The following is a 16090-nucleotide window of genomic DNA, read 5'->3' on the forward strand; positions in this document are numbered from 1 at the left end:
ATCCGGAGATTGCGAGGTTCTACGAGGAAGAGTTTCGAAAGGCTCGACTGGCGGCTTCGTAGCCGTGGGGATAGTGCGAAGGGGGTACCGCGTTCCGATCCTCTGTCGGCGATCCTCACGCGACGATCCAGGGGGTTAAATTCAACCAGGATTGAAGAATAAAAGCCTCTGGATCGTCGTAAAAGGATCGGCAATGGGGGATCGCGATAGGGGATCGCAACGCTGGGACGGGGCGGGGGATAGTAAAAGCGGTTCGGGTGATCTGCTGCCGGGCTGCGCCGGTCGCTGCGGGGGTGCGGGGCACAGGGCGCAGGGGCTACTGCTCGGCGAGGACGCCTTCGATGACCTCGCTGGTCCAATCGAGGGCGTACTGGTATCCGGTGCGGCCGTTAATGGAGAAGTCGTCTGTGTAACCGAGCTTGTAGTAGGCGAAGTGCTGAGGGCCGAAGTCGCCGGCTTGTTGAGCTTCGGCGATGAGGGCCGGATTCGCTCGGGCGGCGGCATCGAGGCCGGCGGCGGCCATGACCCGGTTGACGCCTTCGGTGACCGTTGCGTGGACGAACGCTTGGCGGTGTTCGGTGCCCGTGGGCACGCGGGGGACTACGCCGGTGGCAGCGAGTTGCCGGTAGAGATTCTCGCTGGCATCGATCGCTCGCATGGATTCCAGGGCGACATCGAACCAAGCGAGGGCCTCGGCAGCTGGGTCGTTGGTCTGGTCATTGGTTGGAGCAGCATCGACACCGCGGGCGACAACATCGCGAAGTCCCTGCAAAGCGCTGAGGAGGTACGGCCAGGTTGCGCCTTCCATCGCCAGATTGGGCAGGGCGGCCAGCAGAGCAATACCGAGGCGCTGCTCCGGCGGAGTGACCGGGCCGGCAGCGAGGCCACCGACCGGGCCGCCGGGAAGGGTGGACCCGCTACCGGCGGGACCACCGGCCGACGCGCCAGGTGGGGCTGCGGAGGCTTTGTCGGCGGCGTCGAGGATCATGGCGATCTCGAGGAACATGGTGAGGAGGGTGGTGGCGTCGATAAGCGAAAGCCCCGAAGCGCGGATTGCGGAAGGGAAGCTCTCGCCCTGGGCCAGCAGCCCGGCGAGGCTGGCCACGCGCATGCCGGTGACGGGGTTGGGCGGGCCGACGCGAACTTCGCGGGCAGCGACGTCGGCGATCGCGCGGATGACGGACCCGGGTGGCGAGGCGCAGGCGAGGTCGGCTGCGTTGCAGAGGGAGAGGACCTTGCCGTCGAGTGCGGCGAAGTTGCCGGGGCGCACGCCGGCCATGCCGACGCGGGTGGGGTCGAGGGGTGTGCCCCCGGATTGGACTGTCTCGAAGTTGGCGGCGCGGATGCCGGCGGGCGGCGGGCCGTAGAGGCGGGACGGAGCGGTAGGGGCGCCAGCAGCGAGGGCGGGGCTATCGGCGGTGCCAGCAGCAGCGGGGGCACCAGCCGCAGTACCGGCAGTACCGGCAGCACCCCCGCCCGCAAGCGGCGCCCGGCCGGGGTCGGCGAACAGTACAACCGCGGCGATGTTGTCGGCGGTCACGCCCGGCACTTTCCCGGCGCCAACCAACGCGGCGGCGTCGCCGATCAGGTGGGCGCCCTGGGAGTACCCCACCAGCACGAACTTCGTGCCGGGGCAGTGGCGGGTGACGGTTTGCATCTCCAGGATGGCGTCGTCGCGGCCGATGGTGACGGATTCGCCGTAGGTGGCGGCCTCGGTGCCCTCCACGCCAACGCCGGCGCTGGCAAGGGCACTCACGCGGCCGAGGGTGGCCGGGTATTTCACCTGGTAGTGGCGTACGCGCTGGGCACCGAAGCGCTGTTGAAGGTCGTCGGCTGGGGAGGAGGAGTCGTCGAAAAGCGTGGTGCGCGCGTCAGGGTGCCAGGAGTGGGAGAAGCCGGTGCCGGCCGCCTGGATCACCTCCACCGGGGCGCAGCTGGGCACCCACGGTTGGGCGGCGGCGGGGGCCGCGAGCGTGCCGACGCTTGCCAGCAGCGCGGCGGCTGCGGCACTCACGCGGCGGGCCACAACTAGACCGCAATCTCCGGGTGAATGTCCTTGCGCGGGACCTCGCGGATGATGCGCAGCGCCACGCAGGACACGATGAAGCAGACTGCGGCCATGGAGACGAGGACAAACAGCGCGAAGTGCATGCGCGGATCATCCGCCGTGGTGCCGAAGAGGGCGAAGCGGACCAGGTCCACGGAGTAGCGCATCGGGTCCACGGTGTGCACCCACTGGATCAGCTTCGGCTGGACCTCCGGCGGGTAGAGGCCGTTGGAGGCGACCAGCTGCAGGGACATCAGCGCCATGGTGATCAGGCGGCCGACGGATTGGCCGAAGACGGTATTGAGCGCGTAGATCGCGGTGATGAACGCCCAGGACACACCCACCAGCACGATGAGCAGCCAGATCGGGTGCGCCGGCTCCACCTTGAGGGCGAACACCTGCACAAGCCACAGCGCCAGGGACTGGAAGAAGCCGATGAGGAACGCCGGGACCAGGGTGTTCATGGCCACGCGGGCGCGCGGGGCCGCGGAGTCGATCGCGCGGCGGTTCAGCGCCGGCATGATCATGAACATGATCAGGCCGCCGAACCACAGGGACAGGGAGAGGAAGAACGGGGAGAGGCCCTTGCCAAAGTAGGTCACCTCATCGCCCACGTGGTGGGTCACCACAGGCTCGGAAGCGGCCTCGATTGCCTGGTCCAGGCGCTCGCCTTCCCAGCGGGGGGCTTCCTTGGCGCCGTCGGAAAGCTTCATGGAGAGCTCCCCGGTGCCGTCGGAAAGCTGGACCAAGCCGTCGTTGAGCGCGCCCAGTCCCACCACCAGCTGGTTCGAGCCGGCGGCCAGCTTGGAGGACGCGTCGGAGGCGGTGTTGGCCGCCACGACCAGTTGGGAGGTGCCGTTCTTCAGCTCGGTCACGCCGGCGAGCAGCGTGCCGGAGCCTTCCTGCAGGCGGGCCAGGCCGGCGGCCAGCTGCTGGGCGGCGTTGGCTGCGGTGTCCACGCCGGAGCGATACTCCGACGCCGGGTCCTGCAGTTGGTTGGCCAGCTCGTGCGCGCCGTTTTGCAGCTGCATCATCTGGCCCACCAGGTCGCTGCCCGCAAGCGCGCTCAGGGCGGAGTTGTTCAGCTGGTAGCGGATGTCCTTGGCTTGCTTGCTAATCAGGTCCGCACCGGGAATCGGGGAGGCATCCAGGTCCGCGATCACGCGCGCCAGGTTCGCGTCAATGTCCTGCACCGCCGCCTGCGCCTGGCCTAGTTGGCCGGCAACGCCCGTGATCTTGTCCACGCCGCCGGCGATCTGCGCAGCGCCGGCGCCGAGGCGCTCCGTGCCGCCCTGCAGCTTGGTCATGCCGTCCGCCAGCTGCTGGGAGCCGTCGGCCGCGGTGTTAATGCCGGCACCAAGCTGCTGCGCGCCGTCCTGCAGGCGGCCCACGCCCTGGTCCAGCTGGTTCGCCGCGCCGGGCATCTTCTGCAGCTGGGAATTGAACTCCTGCAGGCCGCCGTCCAGTTTGCCGGCGCCTTCGCCGAGCTTCTCGGAGCCGTCGCGTGCGGTATTTGCGCCGTCGTCAAGCTTGCCTGCGCCCTCGGCCGCGGTGTCCATGCCCTCGCCGATGGTGTTGAAGCCCACGAAGAGCTGGTCCACCACCTTCGCGCCGACGGTGTTGGACACGGCGTTGGCCACGGACTGCGTGGCCACGTTGCCCAGCATGGTGGGGATGAAACCGTTCGTCTCATTCAGCGCGACGTTGATCTTGGCCTGCCGCGGATTATCCGAGTTCACGCTGGTCGCGGCCTCGGTGAAGTCCGTGGGAATCTCCATGGCCAGGTAATACTTGCCGGATCCCACGCCCTCGCGCGCCTCCTCCGCACTGACCACGTGGAACTCCATCGGATCTTCCTCCAGGAGCCTGTCCACCACCTCCTGGCCGGCGTCGCCCTCGTCGGAGTTCACCAGCGCCACGGGCACCTTGTTGAAGTTGCCCAGCGGGTCGTAATAACTCCACACAAACAAGCCGCCGAACAGCAGCGGCAGCAGGATGATCGCGATAAGCGCCAGCGGCGGCAGCTTGCCGTGACCAAACTTCCGGAAGTTGGTTCCTAGGTGCAGTCCGCTCATAGCTCCTCGTTTACGGTGGTCACAAGTACGGGCACGTGCTTTGCGACGTTCTCCAGATCCGCCAACAGCTCACTGCGCAGCGGCATCTTCTTGATTTGGTCGATGTCGTCGACAATAAGCAGCTCGGCGTTCGGCCGCGCGATGAGCGCAAGCAGAATCCGCAGGCGGAAGCGCTCCAGGACACCCAGCTCGCCGGGGGTCCGGTCCGGGTCGAAGTCCGTCAGCTGGAGGGGCTCCAGCCATGGTTGGACGTATTTGTGCTCCAGGATGTTCTGGCGCCGCGGGGTGCGCGAGAAGAACGGCAGCGCCCAGACGACCTCCTCGCGGATGGCCTCGCGGGACGGCACCTGGCGCTCCAGCGAATCAATCAGCGTCACGCCGGCGAGTGCGATGCCCTTGAATCCCGGGCCCTCCACGGTGCCGGAGTGCGGGCGGTAGCGCCCGGCAAGCGCCATCGACAGCGTGGAGCCGCCGGACTCGCGCTTTGTCTGCACGATGGTCAGGCCGTCATAGACCTCAAGCGTGACCGGCGTATTGCCCTCATTGGCCACGAGATCGCGCGCGATCAGTACAGGTTGCATTGTTGTTTACTCCAAAACGGAGGATTGGCTATCACTTAAATCTGGCGCTATCATCCTCGCCACCGGCAATCATGTCAAAATTTGCGCGCCGAAGGAGGCTTCCATTGCGTGCCGACGCTCGCTTAAAACGCGCCCAAATCATTTCCGCCGCCATGGAGCAGTACCGCACCCTGCCGGCCTCCCAGGTGACCACGGACGGCATCGCCGCCCAAGCGGGTGTTGGTGTAGCCACCGTGTACAGGCATTTCCCCCGCAGGTCAGAGCTGCGGCAGGCGTGCGCGCTGGAATTTATCGACGTGCTGGAGGATTTTCTGGCCGAAACGCTCGAGGCGTTTGACCGAGATCCGGCGGGCCAGTGGGAACGCTTTGTGTGGCAACTGGTGGATTTCGGTGTGGGCATGCTCGTCGGCGCGCTCGCGGGTGATCTTCCCGACAGTGTTGCTGGCGCGGCTGGCGCGGCTGGGGTGGCTGGGGTGGCTGGCGGGGCCGGGGTGGCTGGCGGGGCTGGGGCCGGCGGGGCCGCCGGGGTGGACCCGGTGGTCATGGACAAGCGCGACCAGTTCTTCGCGGATGTCGAAGTCCTCCTGGCACGCGCCGCTGCGCACGGGCTGGTGGATCCGGCACTGAAGCCGATTGAATTGGCGTCTGAATTGATCGTCGTCACGCGGCCCATGGATGCCCAGCTCAACGCCCTCTTCCCGGACGTGCGCGAGCGCCTGGTGCGGCATCTGCTGATCGCCTGGCGCGCGTAGGGAACCGCGCGGGGGCGGGGCGCGTCTAATACTCATGACTTTTTCACTTCAGAACGGCATGAGTGTTGCCGGCGGGGAGCTGGTGCGTATTCCGGCAGGGGGGCTGCCGCCGGGTTTCCGTGCGGTGAACAGCACGTTCGGCCTGCACAACAACGTCCTGGTTGACCCGAGTTTGGTGGCGCATCACGGACGGCAGCATCCGAAAGGGATCGCGTATCCGGTGCCGGCGGCTTTCCGCGCCGCGGCGCATGCGCTGACTCACCCGGAATTCACCGTCGGCGGGTTTGCGGCGCTGGCGTTATACGGCTTGGAGGCGTTCGTCGAGGGTACGGACACGGAGCTGTTTGCCGACGCTGGGGATATGAACCAGCCTGCCGGCCCGAACGCTCCGGCGATTTCCCGGTGGCGGACTCCTCACCACCACCTCTGGACGGTGAAATGCGGAGAGGCTCCGATTGCTATTGCCTCACCAGCCCTAGCCGTGGTGCAGGCGCTGATGGCTATCCGCCGGGACGCTGTCCGTTGGAAAGTCTTGGAGATTCCGGATCATGAAGCGGCGTTCATTCGCGCTGTTCAGCTTGTCGACGCCGCCCGCAACCAGCTGGGCATCGACGGTGTCGACATCCTCCGCGCCAGCGAGTCCCGGCTCAACAAACGGTGGATCACCGATGTGCTTCTTGCCTCTTCCGTTTTTGCGGATTCCCCGAAAGAGACCGAAATGCGCCTCCTTGCGGCTCAGGTTGTAGCGGCGTACGGGCTGCTGCTTTCGGAGCAGGTTCCCGTGCTTATCGACGGACGCCACATAACCCGTTTCGACCTTGCAATCGTGGAACTCAAGATCGGCCTAATGTACGACGGCGCCCAGCATTGGAACAAGGAACGCCGAGATAAAGACACCGCCATCAATCTCGCGGTGGCGGGCGAGGATTGGACACCTCTGCGCTATTCAGACGGGAGCCTTCCTGACCTTCCTGAGACACTCAAGCCGGTGATCGAAAACAGGCTCGCCGCCCTCGGGCGCCTTTAACCTTCGGGTCCGGGGGTCGGAGCCTACGGCTGGGCCGCCCCGCCGGACCGCCCGGCCGGGGCCGCCTGGCCGAACCGCCCGGCCGGGGCCGCCTGGCCGGGGCCGCCTGGCCGGGGCCGCCTGGCCGGGGCCGCCTGGCCGGGGCCGTGTGTTTTGTCAAGTTGTAGTAGGCCATTTCGGCTCGGTTTTTTAGGCCAGGTCTGCACGGTTTTGGGCCGTGTGAGCGTTGCTGGGGTTTCGGGGCTATTTCATGAGGGCGTTTGCCATGCGGTAGGACTGGCCGGTGAAGGTGATCATGCGGCCGTGGTGGACGATGCGGTCGATTGCGGCGGCTGCCATGTCGTCGTTTCCGAAGACTTGGCCCCATTGGGAAAATGCAAGGTTGGTGGTGATGATCAGGCTGCGTTGTTCGTACGCGTCGGCGATTGCTTGGAACAGAAGTCTTGCCCCGTCGGTGTCGATGGGGATGTAGCCGAGTTCGTCGATGACGAGGAGTTCGTTTTTGCCTAGGGATGCGAGCTCTTTGTCGAGTTTGCCTGCGTGTTTCGCGTTCCGTAGATGGTCGACGAGTCCTGCGGCGGTGAAAAACCGTGCCGGGATGCCTCTGAGACATGCCGCGGTGACCAGTGCGATGGCGAGGTGTGTTTTGCCGGTTCCGACGTCGCCGTAGAAGACGAGGTCTTCACACCCGTTGAGGAAGTCGAGTGTGGTGAGGTGTTCGCGGGTGATGTCGGCGGGCAAGGTGACCGGGGACCAGTCGTAGCTGTCGAGGGTTTTGCGTACCGGGACACGCGCGCGGTGCATCAGGCGCCGCGCTCTTGATGCGGCCCTGGAAGAAAGCTCCGCTTCGAAGAGCTCAATGAGGATGTCGCATTGGCGTGGGGTGGCATGGTCTGCGCACTGGCGTAACACGGCGGTAGTGAGGTAGAGCTGGCGGCCAAGAGCCACCACGCGGTCTTTGTTGTTGGTGGTATCGGTGCTCACTGTGAGGTCACCTCCGCATGCTGTGAGGTGGTTGTGGTGGCAAGGAGCTGGTCATAGGTGGTGAGGTTCGCTCGTGTGTGTTGTGGTGGTGGTGGGGAGCTGTAGCGTGCGGCGATACCCAGATGAGGCCCGGTTGGTTGGGCGTTGGTCTCTAAGAGTGCGGCGGCTGCGGTGACGGTGGCGTCGAATCCGCATTCTGTGGCGGTGGTTTGCGCGTGGGTGAAAAACTCCCGGCGTGTAGCGGTATCCGCCCCGTCGAGGTAGCCCACGACAGCGTCCGGCAGGTGATGGCGAAGCGGTGAGTTCGTCCACGCCCCGGGTTTTTTCGCTAACCCAGGCAGCAAACTCATCGGGTTGATCACCGTCGAGTCTGCGGTACCGAAAACTCTCGGCAATGCGATGATGCGTCTGGTGTCGTCGTCTAAAACGGTGACGGTGTCGTGGGACAACTCCAGCGTGACTTGCCTGTTCGCCCAGGCAGGCCCGACCAGGTAACGGTTGCCGTCTAGGGTGACAACGCCGGTTTTGTCGGTGCGGCGCACGTCGAAACGCACCGGGTTAAACCGCACCGACGGGGAGAGTGTCCGATTGTTTGTGTGCGGGGGCTTGGTTTACACGTAGTCCGCGAACCGGTCGGGGTATGCCACGGCTAGTTGGTTGATGGCTTGTTTCCACCCGGTGGCTTTCGCCCCTTCAATATAGCCGTTGCACTCAGTTGCCCGTTTCGCCTTCTTCGCACGCTGGGCGGCACGCTTGTCTTCGATGTTGCAGATCATCAACCACAGCGTCTTCAGCGCCGCAGTGTCGTTCGGGAACTGGCCCCGGTTGCGGGTGGCTTTCCGCAATTCCGCGTTGAGCGACTCGATGGAGTTCGTGGTGTAGAGCACCCGGCGGGCTGCCGGCGGGAACTGCAGAAACGGCACGAACCGATCCCACGCGTCGCGCCATACCTTCACCGACTGGGGGTAGCGCCGCCCAAGTTCAGATGCTTCGAACGCGTCTAGGGCGGCGCGCGCGGTGTCTTCGTTGGGTGCGGTGTAGACCTCCCGCAGTGCGCTGGAGACGGGTTTGCGGTCCTGGTAGGACACCCACCTGTTCGCCGCCCGAATCAGGTGCACGATTCAGGTCTGCACCATGGAACTCGGCCAGGTTGCCTCCACCGCCTCGGGCAGGCCCTTGAGCCCGTCGCAGCAGACGATGAACACGTCCTGCACCCCACGGTTTGCAAGGTCAGCGCACACGGACGCCCAGAATGCGGCACCTTCGGTATCGGCGATCCACAAGCCCAGGATGTGTTTGATGCCGTCCATGTCCACACCGACGGCCATGTAGCAGGACTTGTTGACCACGCGGTGGCCGTCGCGGATCTTGACCCGCAACGCGTCGAGGAAGATCACCGGGTAGAACTCATCTAACTGGCGGTTCTGCCAGATCATCACCTCATCGAGCACCGCGTCGGTGATCGTGCTGATGGTATCCGGGCTCATATCCACACCCAGGGTGGTTGCAAGGTGATGCTGGATATCGCGCACGGTCATCCCACCCGCGTACAGGGAGATGATCATGTCATCGAGCTCGGTGAGCCGGCGAGCGCCCTTGGGCACCATCTGCGGCCGGAACGTGCCCGCCCGATCCCTGGGCACGGTCACTTCCAGCGGACCGTAGCCGGAATCCACGGTCTTGGTGTACGACCCATTGCGGTGGTTACCACCACCCCGGGCATCGACCTGGGCTTTGGCTTTGCGGTCGGAGTGCTCGTAGCCCAAATGAGCATCCATCTCCGCCTGCAGGCCAGCGTTGATCGATGCTTGTAGAAGACCCTTCACCAGCTCGCTGGCGTCATCGGTGGAGGTGGAGAGCTCCCCGATGAGCTTAGCGAGCTCGGGGTTATTCATCAGCTTCTCGCTGATCGCGTTGACCCTCGACGGGTCATAGCCTTTCTTTGGTGACACCGTAGTCATTATCGGTGAAACTCCATTCAGATCAGAGCCTCACACACAAAACTCCTGACACCCTCTGGCGGACGGATCAATCGAGCAATACGCGCTGAAACGGAAGGCAGATATTGTGGGCTCTGGTACGCATGACGACCCAACGCGCAGTCGTAAGCAGGTTGAGCGGATGCTCGCCGAAAACGACCGGCTGAAGCGGGAGTTGGCGAAGGCCAACCAGAAGCTTCAGCGCCAAGACGCGGAGTTGGATAAGTGGAGGCAGACCAGTGATGCGCTGGGAAAAGCTTTAGCGTCCATGCCCGATCTTCCTGGCGTGGACTACGACGCGGAGGAAAATCCTTATCCGAAGACGAAACACGCCGCTATGAAACTGGTCTCAAGGAAGAACAACGCCTCATCGACGCCCTCGTCTCCTACGGACACTCCCTAACCAAAGCCCAGCAACTGCTTCGCGTCAGCCGCAGCCGGGTGTTCTACGCCCGTAAACCCCGCCCGACGAAGCCCAATCCCACCCCGCACACCGCCCGCAACATCCCCCGTCTGAGCGAGCAGCAAGTCGACGACATTCTGGCGCTGCTCGACGCCAACCCGTATTCAAGCGTCGACGACGTGTACTACAACGCCTACAACCACGGGTTATACATCGCCAGCTTGAGCAGCTTCTACCGCACCGCCCGCCAACACCAGCGCCTGCTTAAACAGCGCTCCCACACCCGCAGACGCAACAACACCAAACGCGGACGCACAACACCCCCACACGTCATCGCCACGACCCCGGGACAAGTGCTGTGCTGGGACATCACCTTCCTACCTGGACCATGCATCAGTCAGAACTACGCCTGCCTAACCGTGATCGACCTGTACTCGCGAGCCGTAGTAGGCACCAGCATCACCCCGCGCGAACAAACCCGCGCCGCAACCGAGCTGTTCACTCGCATCCTCAGCCAATACCCCGACGTGCACACCGTGCACTCCGACAACGGCCCCTCGATGACCAGCACCACCATCGCCGAGCTGTTTCACTCCCGCGGCATCACCCAATCCTTCAGCCGCCCCCACACCAGCAACGACAACCCCCACATGGAGTCTTTGTTTCACACCATGAAAGGAAGTCCCTACTACCCGCCAGTGTTCGCGTCCATCGACCACGCCACCAATTGGGTCAGCACCTTCACCACCAACTACAACAGCCGGCCAAACAGCGCGATCAACTACTACACCCCACAAAGCGTCCTCGACGGCACCTGGCGCACACTGCAAACCAGCCGCCACCACGCCATCCAGGATGCCCTAGAAGAAGGACGCATCCACACACCACCCAAAACCCCAACCGGACTGCCCAGAGAAGTCACCATCATCCGCACAACCACCACCACACACCCCAGCCCCCAACCACTAACCACCAACCCATAACAAAAACGGTTCACAACCACTTGACACAAAGCGTCTCGTTTGGCGACCTGCAGAAATAGGAGCGGCCCGGAACGAGTTCGTCATATCGTTCCGAGCCTATACGTCTGGGGCTGAGGCGCGGGAGCCAATAGGCCAAGCGGCACCTAGCTGCGGCCCGAAGGCCCCGGCACCTAGCTGCGGCCCGAAGGCCCCGGCACCTAGCTGCGGCCCGAAGGCCCCGGCCCAGAGCCGCTACTTCCTGTTCTTGCCGTCCTGGTCCTTGCGCAGCTCGTGGCGGCCGGAGGCGCCAATGGTGGTGTCAGCGTCGGACACCTTGTCGGAGCGGCTGCCGGAACCGGTATCGCCCAGGACGTCGCTGCGTGCGGAGTCGTCGTGGCGCGGGGCGGTGGCCTGGCGCTGGTCGTCCTCGAGCGTGTCCAGGGTGGAAAGCTGGTCGTCGATGGAGGTCAGCAGGGCCTCATCGCGCTCGGCCGGTTCCTCGCCGAGCGGGCCTGCAACCTTCGGGCGCATCTCGTTGTTCGGGTCGTCCGCGAGGCGGGTGGTGTGCGCGGTGCCCGCGGCGCCGGTGCCCGCAGCACCATCCTCGCTGCGGGTGGAGTAGACCAGGGTGGACTTGCCGGCGGCATCGGTCTCAGTGCGGGACGGGGCCGGCTTGGTCACGGTGACCTTCTTGGAGGAGCCTGAAGAGCTCGCGGAACCGGACTTGGAGCCGGAAGTCTTCTCCTCCACGATGTCGGAAAGCCAGTACTCCCACACCGCCCACGCGGCGGCGGCCGCGCCGGCCACACCGAGCGCGGTGCCGATGAACTTGCCGGCACCGTTCTTGCTCTCCTTCTCGTAAGCCTTGGCCTGCGCCTTCAGCGCAGCCTGGCGGGCCTTGCGGTCCGGCGCGGCGGCGGCGAAAGCCGCGCGGCGGCGGTCCAGGCGCTCGTGAGCATCGCGGGTCAGCTCGCCGGCCTCGGCGCGGGCCTTGTCAAAGAACTCCTCAATGTCGTCGATGCTGGCGTCCTTGCCCAAGTCCTGGATCTTGCCGTCCTTGACGGCGGAAAGCAGGGCATCGTACACATCGCCCTGGTGCTTGCGGTCCTGGTCGCGGTACCAGTTGAAAGCGCTATTCGCGCCCTTGAGGGCAAGTGCAATTGCGAGGCGGTTCATGGGGGCTCCTTTGTTCGGGTTAAGTCGTAGGTAAGTCGTTGGGTAAACGTTTGGCCCCAGCGTACTGAAAACGCCCGCCGCGCCTCCGGCCCCGCAGCCCAAACAAAGTGGACAGAGCTGTTCACTCTGGGGCTTTAAATTCAGCCGTCGAAAAGCGTCTGCCTGCACAAACATCCGGAAGACAGCACGGTACATTGTGTCCGGGAAACCCGGGCAATAGATTTCAAAACACCGTCGTGCGGGCGCAATGCCCGGCCACGCGGTTGCCCGTCAAGTGCCGAGCCCGGCCAGACACCTCGAGACCGAAAGGCGATGGTTTCCATGCGTGGGAATCTTGCCTCAACGCGGCTGTCTGCTTCGGCACCCCTCGACAGCTCGGATGAGGCTTTCAGCACCAGCCCCCGGCGCCCGCGCGCCCGCACGGCACTCAGCTTCGAGCTGATCCCGCCGCGTCACGGGGCCGATTCCGCGCTTCTCGACGAACTCATTGCCGGCCTCGCCGCTTACAACCCCGACTACGTCGCCGTCACCAGCTCCATGCGCAGCGATTGGCTGGAGGGCACCTCCGCGCTGATTGAGCGCGTGGCCAGTACCACCGACCTGCGTCCCATCGCGCACCTCGCGTGCACGGCGGGCACGAAGGCTGAGCTGGAGGGCTGGATTCGGCAGCTTATCGACGTCGGAGTTCGCGGCTTCCTTGCCCTCCGAGGCGACCTGCAGCCCGGCGAAACCCGGCTGCCGGACGGCTACCTGCAGCACGCGACCGACCTGTTGAACCTGATTAATCAGGTGCAGGAGGAAGAGGCGTTCCGGCTTGCCGCGGGCAAGCTGGCGCTGTCGGTGGCGTGCTACCCCTCGGGCCACGCTGAGTCCAAGAACTTCGACGAGGACTTGGACGTGCTGTTGGCGAAGCAGCGCCTCGGCGCGGATTTCGCCATTACGCAGCTGTTTTTCGACGCCGCTGATTACCTCGAGTTCGTCGAGGTAGCCCGCCTGGCCGGCGTGCGCATCCCGCTGATCCCCGGCATCATGCCGATGACCAGCCTGAAGCGCGTGCAGCGAATGGGTGAGCTTTCGGGGCTTGAGGTGCCTGGAAGTGTCGTCGAAAAGCTGAGTGCAGCGGGGACGCCGGAAGCTGAGTACGAGGTGGGGATGGAAATGTCCGCGGAGCTGGCGCGCACGATCCTGCGCGCGGGAACCGGCGGGCTGCACGTGTACACGCACAACAACCTCGCGGTGACGCGGGACCTGCTCGGGCGCATTGGCATCCAGCAGCCGTAATTAATACTGACAAAAGGAAGAGATGATGACCGCACCATTTCCTAAGGCCACGATTGAGGGCTACCCGCGCATCGGCGCGAACCGCGAGTTGAAGCGCGCGCTGGAGTCTTACTGGGCAGGGCGTATCGACGCTGATACGTTCCGCTCCACCACCCATGCCCTGCGCATTGACAACTACAACCACCTGCGCGACCTCGGCCTGACCGAGGATTACGCCATCCCGGCCGACGTGGCCTACTACGACCAGGTGCTGGAGACGGGCCTGACCGTGGGCCTGATCCCGGGCGGCACCGACCTGGATGAGGAGTTCGCCCTCGCCCGCGGCAACGCAGAGCGCGTGCCGCTGGAGATGACCAAGTGGTTCGACACCAACTACCACTACCTGGTGCCGGAGATTGCGGCTGACCAGGACATCACCCCGGCGCCGGAGCGCGTGCTTCGGCTGGTGGAGGAGGCCCGCGAAGCCGGCCACACCGTGCGCCCGTACCTGGTTGGCCCGGTTACCCTGATCGCCCTGTCTAAGCCGGCCGAGTGGTCCCTGCTGGACAAGCTCACCGACGCATACGCCCAGGTCTTCGCCGCGCTGAAGGACGCCGGTGTGGAGTGGGTGCAGGTTGCGGAGCCGGCCCTGGTCGCCGACCTGTCTACCCCGGATGCGGAGCTGGCGAAGTACACCCAGCAGGCGTGGTCCAAGCTGCTGGGCGGGGAGAACCGCCCGAACGTGTACCTGACCACCCCGTACGGTGCGACCCGCGAGGGCCTGAACGTTCTGGCTGAGCTTGCTCCGGAGGCGCTGCACGTGGACCTGTCCCCGTGGACGCTGGACGTGGACGCTGATTACGCCGCCCGCGTGGCCGCCGCCTTCGAGGGCAAGGACACCACCCTGGTCGCCGGCCTGATCGACGGCCGCAACGTGTGGGCCGCCAACCTGCGCCAGAAGGCGGAGCTCCTGGAGCAGCTGGGCGCGGAGCACGTCTCCACCTCCACCTCCCTGCAGCACGTGCCGCACACCCTGAACGCGGAGAAGAACCTGCCGGTGGACGTGGCCAACTGGCTGTCCTTCGCGGACGAGAAAATCGCCGAGATCCAGGCTCTGGTTGCCGGCGAAGAGAACGCCGCAGAGGCATTCGCCCGCTCCGACCGCGCCGTGCGCACCCGCGCAGAGTCCGCGCGCACCCACAACGCTGACGTTGAGGCCCGCGTGAACGCCCTGCCGACCGGTGCCGTGCAGCGCCAGCCGGAGTTCGCGGAGCGCAACAAGGTGCAGCACGAGCAGCTCGGCCTGCCGAAGCTGCCCACCACCACCATCGGCTCCTTCCCGCAGACCCCGGAGATCCGTAAGGCCCGCGCCGACCACAAGGCCGGCGAGCTGACGGATGAGCAGTACACCGAGGCGCTGAAGGCGGAGATCAAGAACGTCATTGAGCTCCAGGAGGAGATCGGCCTGGACGTGCTGGTGCACGGCGAGGCGGAGCGCAACGACATGGTGCAGTACTTTGCGGAGCTGCTGGACGGCTTCGTGGTCACCGAGAACGGCTGGGTCCAGTCCTACGGTTCCCGCTGCACCCGTCCGCCAATCGTCGTCGGCGATGTTTCCCGCCCGGCCGCGATGACGGTGGAGTGGGCGAAGTACGCCCAGTCCCTGTCCGAGAAGCCGGTCAAGGGCATGCTCACCGGCCCGGTCACCATCCTGGCCTGGAGCTTCAAGCGTGACGACGTCCCGCTGTCCCTCTCCGCAGACCAGATCGGCGTGGCCCTGGCCGACGAGGTGCGCGACCTGGAGGAGGCCGGCATCTCCGTCATCCAGATCGACGAGCCGGCGCTGCGCGAGCTGCTGCCGCTGCGTGCCGACGATCGCCCGTCCTACCTCGACTGGGCCGTCCGCGCCTTCCGCCTGGTGGCCCTGGAGGCGAAGCCGGAGACCCAGATCCACACCCACCTCTGCTACTCCGAGTTCGGCCAGATCATCGACGCTGTTGCCGGCCTGGACGCAGACGTGACCTCCATCGAGGCGGCCCGTTCCAAGATGGAGCTGCTGGAGGATATCGACGACACCTTCCACTCCGAGATCGGCCCGGGCGTGTGGGACATCCACTCCCCGCGCGTGCCGTCCCAGGAGGAGATCGTCGGCCTGCTCAAGGCTGCGCTGGAGAACGTGCCGAATGAGCGCCTGTGGGTGAACCCGGACTGCGGTCTGAAGACCCGCGGCTACGCTGAGGTGGAGCCGAGCCTGCGCAACCTTGTCGCCGCGCGCGACGAGGTGGTCTCCGGGCTGTAATTCCGCGTAGGGTGGAACGTATGACTCAGAAAACGCAGACGATTACGTTCCACACCAACCACGGCGACATTGTGGTTGACCTCTTTGGCAACCACGCGCCGAAGACCGTTGCCACCATCACCGGCCTGGCTACCGGCGAGCAGGAGTACTCCACCAAGAACGCCTCCGGTTCCACCGAGGGCCCGTTCTACGACGGTGCGATTTTCCACCGCATTATCCCGGGCTTCATGATCCAGGGCGGTGACCCGACCGGCACCGGCACCGGCGGCCCGGGCTTCCAGTTCGCGGATGAGTTCCACCCGGAGCTCTCCTTCGACCGCCCGTACCTGCTGGCCATGGCCAACGCCGGCCCGGGCACCAACGGCTCCCAGTTCTTCATCACCGTGGACGCCACCCCGTGGCTGAACAACCGCCACACCATCTTCGGCGAGGTCACCGATGAGGCCTCCCGCAAGGTTGTGGATGAGATTGCCAACGTGCAGACCGGCCGCATGGACCGCCCGGTGGAGGACGTTGTCATCGAGTCCGTCGAGGTGAACTAACCT

13 protein-coding genes and 1 pseudogene are annotated in these 16090 nt (G+C 65.2%); 7 read left to right on the plus strand and 7 right to left on the minus strand.

Annotated elements, in window-relative coordinates; translation table 11 throughout:
- Positions 1 to 316: 316 nt before the first annotated feature.
- From JZY91_RS11090 to JZY91_RS11100, 3 genes are read right to left on the minus strand one after another with little or no spacing between them, the layout of a single operon-like run.
- Positions 317 to 2014 (minus strand): cutinase family protein, encoded by a 1698-nt coding sequence (locus JZY91_RS11090; protein WP_234947904.1) that lies wholly within the window; start codon positions 2012 to 2014, stop codon positions 317 to 319.
- Positions 2015 to 2028: 14 nt separating this feature from the next.
- Positions 2029 to 4122 (minus strand): YhgE/Pip domain-containing protein, encoded by a 2094-nt coding sequence (locus JZY91_RS11095; protein WP_234947905.1) that lies wholly within the window; start codon positions 4120 to 4122, stop codon positions 2029 to 2031.
- Positions 4119 to 4703, minus strand: coding sequence for a hypothetical protein (locus JZY91_RS11100; RefSeq protein WP_234947906.1), 585 nt, complete (start codon positions 4701 to 4703; stop codon positions 4119 to 4121). Before JZY91_RS11100 ends, JZY91_RS11095 begins: the two co-directional genes overlap by 4 nt.
- Positions 4704 to 4807: 104 nt before the next feature.
- Between JZY91_RS11100 and JZY91_RS11105 the strand changes: the two genes are divergently transcribed.
- Together JZY91_RS11105 and JZY91_RS11110 are read left to right on the plus strand one after the other, a co-directional pair.
- Positions 4808 to 5455: a TetR/AcrR family transcriptional regulator gene (locus JZY91_RS11105; RefSeq protein WP_234947907.1), complete on the plus strand. Its 648-nt coding sequence runs from the start codon at positions 4808 to 4810 to the stop codon at positions 5453 to 5455.
- A gap of 34 nt (positions 5456 to 5489) precedes the next feature.
- The gene (locus tag JZY91_RS11110) at positions 5490 to 6482 is read left to right on the plus strand and encodes a hypothetical protein (protein WP_234947908.1); all 993 of its coding nucleotides are present in this window, start codon (positions 5490 to 5492) and stop codon (positions 6480 to 6482) included.
- 243 nt (positions 6483 to 6725) lie between these two features.
- Here JZY91_RS11110 and istB read toward each other — a convergent pair whose 3' ends face one another.
- The 3 genes and pseudogenes from istB to JZY91_RS11125 all read right to left on the minus strand — a co-directional run bounded on the left by istB (position 6726) and on the right by JZY91_RS11125 (position 9427).
- Positions 6726 to 7466: an IS21-like element helper ATPase IstB gene (istB, locus tag JZY91_RS11115; RefSeq protein ID WP_234947519.1), complete on the minus strand. Its 741-nt coding sequence runs from the start codon at positions 7464 to 7466 to the stop codon at positions 6726 to 6728.
- Positions 7463 to 8035 (minus strand): hypothetical protein, encoded by a 573-nt coding sequence (locus JZY91_RS11120; protein WP_234947909.1) that lies wholly within the window; start codon positions 8033 to 8035, stop codon positions 7463 to 7465. The genes istB and JZY91_RS11120 overlap by 4 nt, the downstream gene beginning before the upstream one ends.
- Positions 8036 to 8077: 42 nt before the next feature.
- Positions 8078 to 9427: pseudogene (locus tag JZY91_RS11125) on the minus strand (IS256 family transposase).
- A 106-nt stretch (positions 9428 to 9533) separates the two neighbouring features.
- Here JZY91_RS11125 and JZY91_RS11130 point away from each other — a divergent pair.
- Complete coding sequence (locus tag JZY91_RS11130; RefSeq protein WP_234947910.1) at positions 9534 to 9848, plus strand: hypothetical protein; 315 nt, start codon at positions 9534 to 9536, stop codon at positions 9846 to 9848.
- A gap of 38 nt (positions 9849 to 9886) precedes the next feature.
- On the plus strand, positions 9887 to 10831 hold the full coding sequence (locus JZY91_RS11135; RefSeq protein WP_234947911.1) for a DDE-type integrase/transposase/recombinase: 945 nt from the start codon (positions 9887 to 9889) through the stop codon (positions 10829 to 10831).
- Positions 10832 to 11062: 231 nt separating this feature from the next.
- Here the strand turns inward: JZY91_RS11135 and JZY91_RS11140 are convergent, their stop codons facing one another.
- Complete coding sequence (locus JZY91_RS11140) at positions 11063 to 11986, minus strand: hypothetical protein (RefSeq protein ID WP_234947912.1); 924 nt, start codon at positions 11984 to 11986, stop codon at positions 11063 to 11065.
- 321 nt (positions 11987 to 12307) lie between these two features.
- Here JZY91_RS11140 and JZY91_RS11145 point away from each other — a divergent pair, with 321 nt between their 5' ends.
- The 3 genes from JZY91_RS11145 to JZY91_RS11155 are packed head-to-tail and all read left to right on the plus strand — an operon-like array spanning position 12308 to position 16087.
- Positions 12308 to 13267, plus strand: coding sequence for a methylenetetrahydrofolate reductase (locus JZY91_RS11145; RefSeq protein WP_234947913.1), 960 nt, complete (start codon positions 12308 to 12310; stop codon positions 13265 to 13267).
- 22 nt (positions 13268 to 13289) lie between these two features.
- A complete protein-coding gene (gene metE, locus JZY91_RS11150) occupies positions 13290 to 15545 on the plus strand; it encodes a 5-methyltetrahydropteroyltriglutamate--homocysteine S-methyltransferase (RefSeq protein ID WP_234947914.1) in 2256 nt (751 codons plus the stop codon).
- A gap of 20 nt (positions 15546 to 15565) precedes the next feature.
- On the plus strand, positions 15566 to 16087 hold the full coding sequence (locus tag JZY91_RS11155; protein WP_234947915.1) for a peptidylprolyl isomerase: 522 nt from the start codon (positions 15566 to 15568) through the stop codon (positions 16085 to 16087).
- Positions 16088 to 16090 lie beyond the last annotated feature (3 nt).

The organism is Corynebacterium sp. CNCTC7651, from assembly GCF_021496665.1.
In the GTDB taxonomy this organism is placed as follows: domain Bacteria; phylum Actinomycetota; class Actinomycetes; order Mycobacteriales; family Mycobacteriaceae; genus Corynebacterium.

Coding starts and splice junctions, on each gene's coding strand:
- JZY91_RS11095 (WP_234947905.1), bottom strand. CDS start 4,122: ATGAGCGGACTGCACCTAGGAACCAACTTCCGGAAGTTTGGTCACGGC.
- JZY91_RS11100 (WP_234947906.1), bottom strand. CDS start 4,703: ATGCAACCTGTACTGATCGCGCGCGATCTCGTGGCCAATGAGGGCAAT.
- JZY91_RS11110 (WP_234947908.1), top strand. CDS start 5,490: ATGACTTTTTCACTTCAGAACGGCATGAGTGTTGCCGGCGGGGAGCTG.
- JZY91_RS11140 (WP_234947912.1), bottom strand. CDS start 11,986: ATGAACCGCCTCGCAATTGCACTTGCCCTCAAGGGCGCGAATAGCGCT.
- JZY91_RS11145 (WP_234947913.1), top strand. CDS start 12,308: ATGCGTGGGAATCTTGCCTCAACGCGGCTGTCTGCTTCGGCACCCCTC.
- metE (WP_234947914.1), top strand. CDS start 13,290: ATGATGACCGCACCATTTCCTAAGGCCACGATTGAGGGCTACCCGCGC.
- JZY91_RS11155 (WP_234947915.1), top strand. CDS start 15,566: ATGACTCAGAAAACGCAGACGATTACGTTCCACACCAACCACGGCGAC.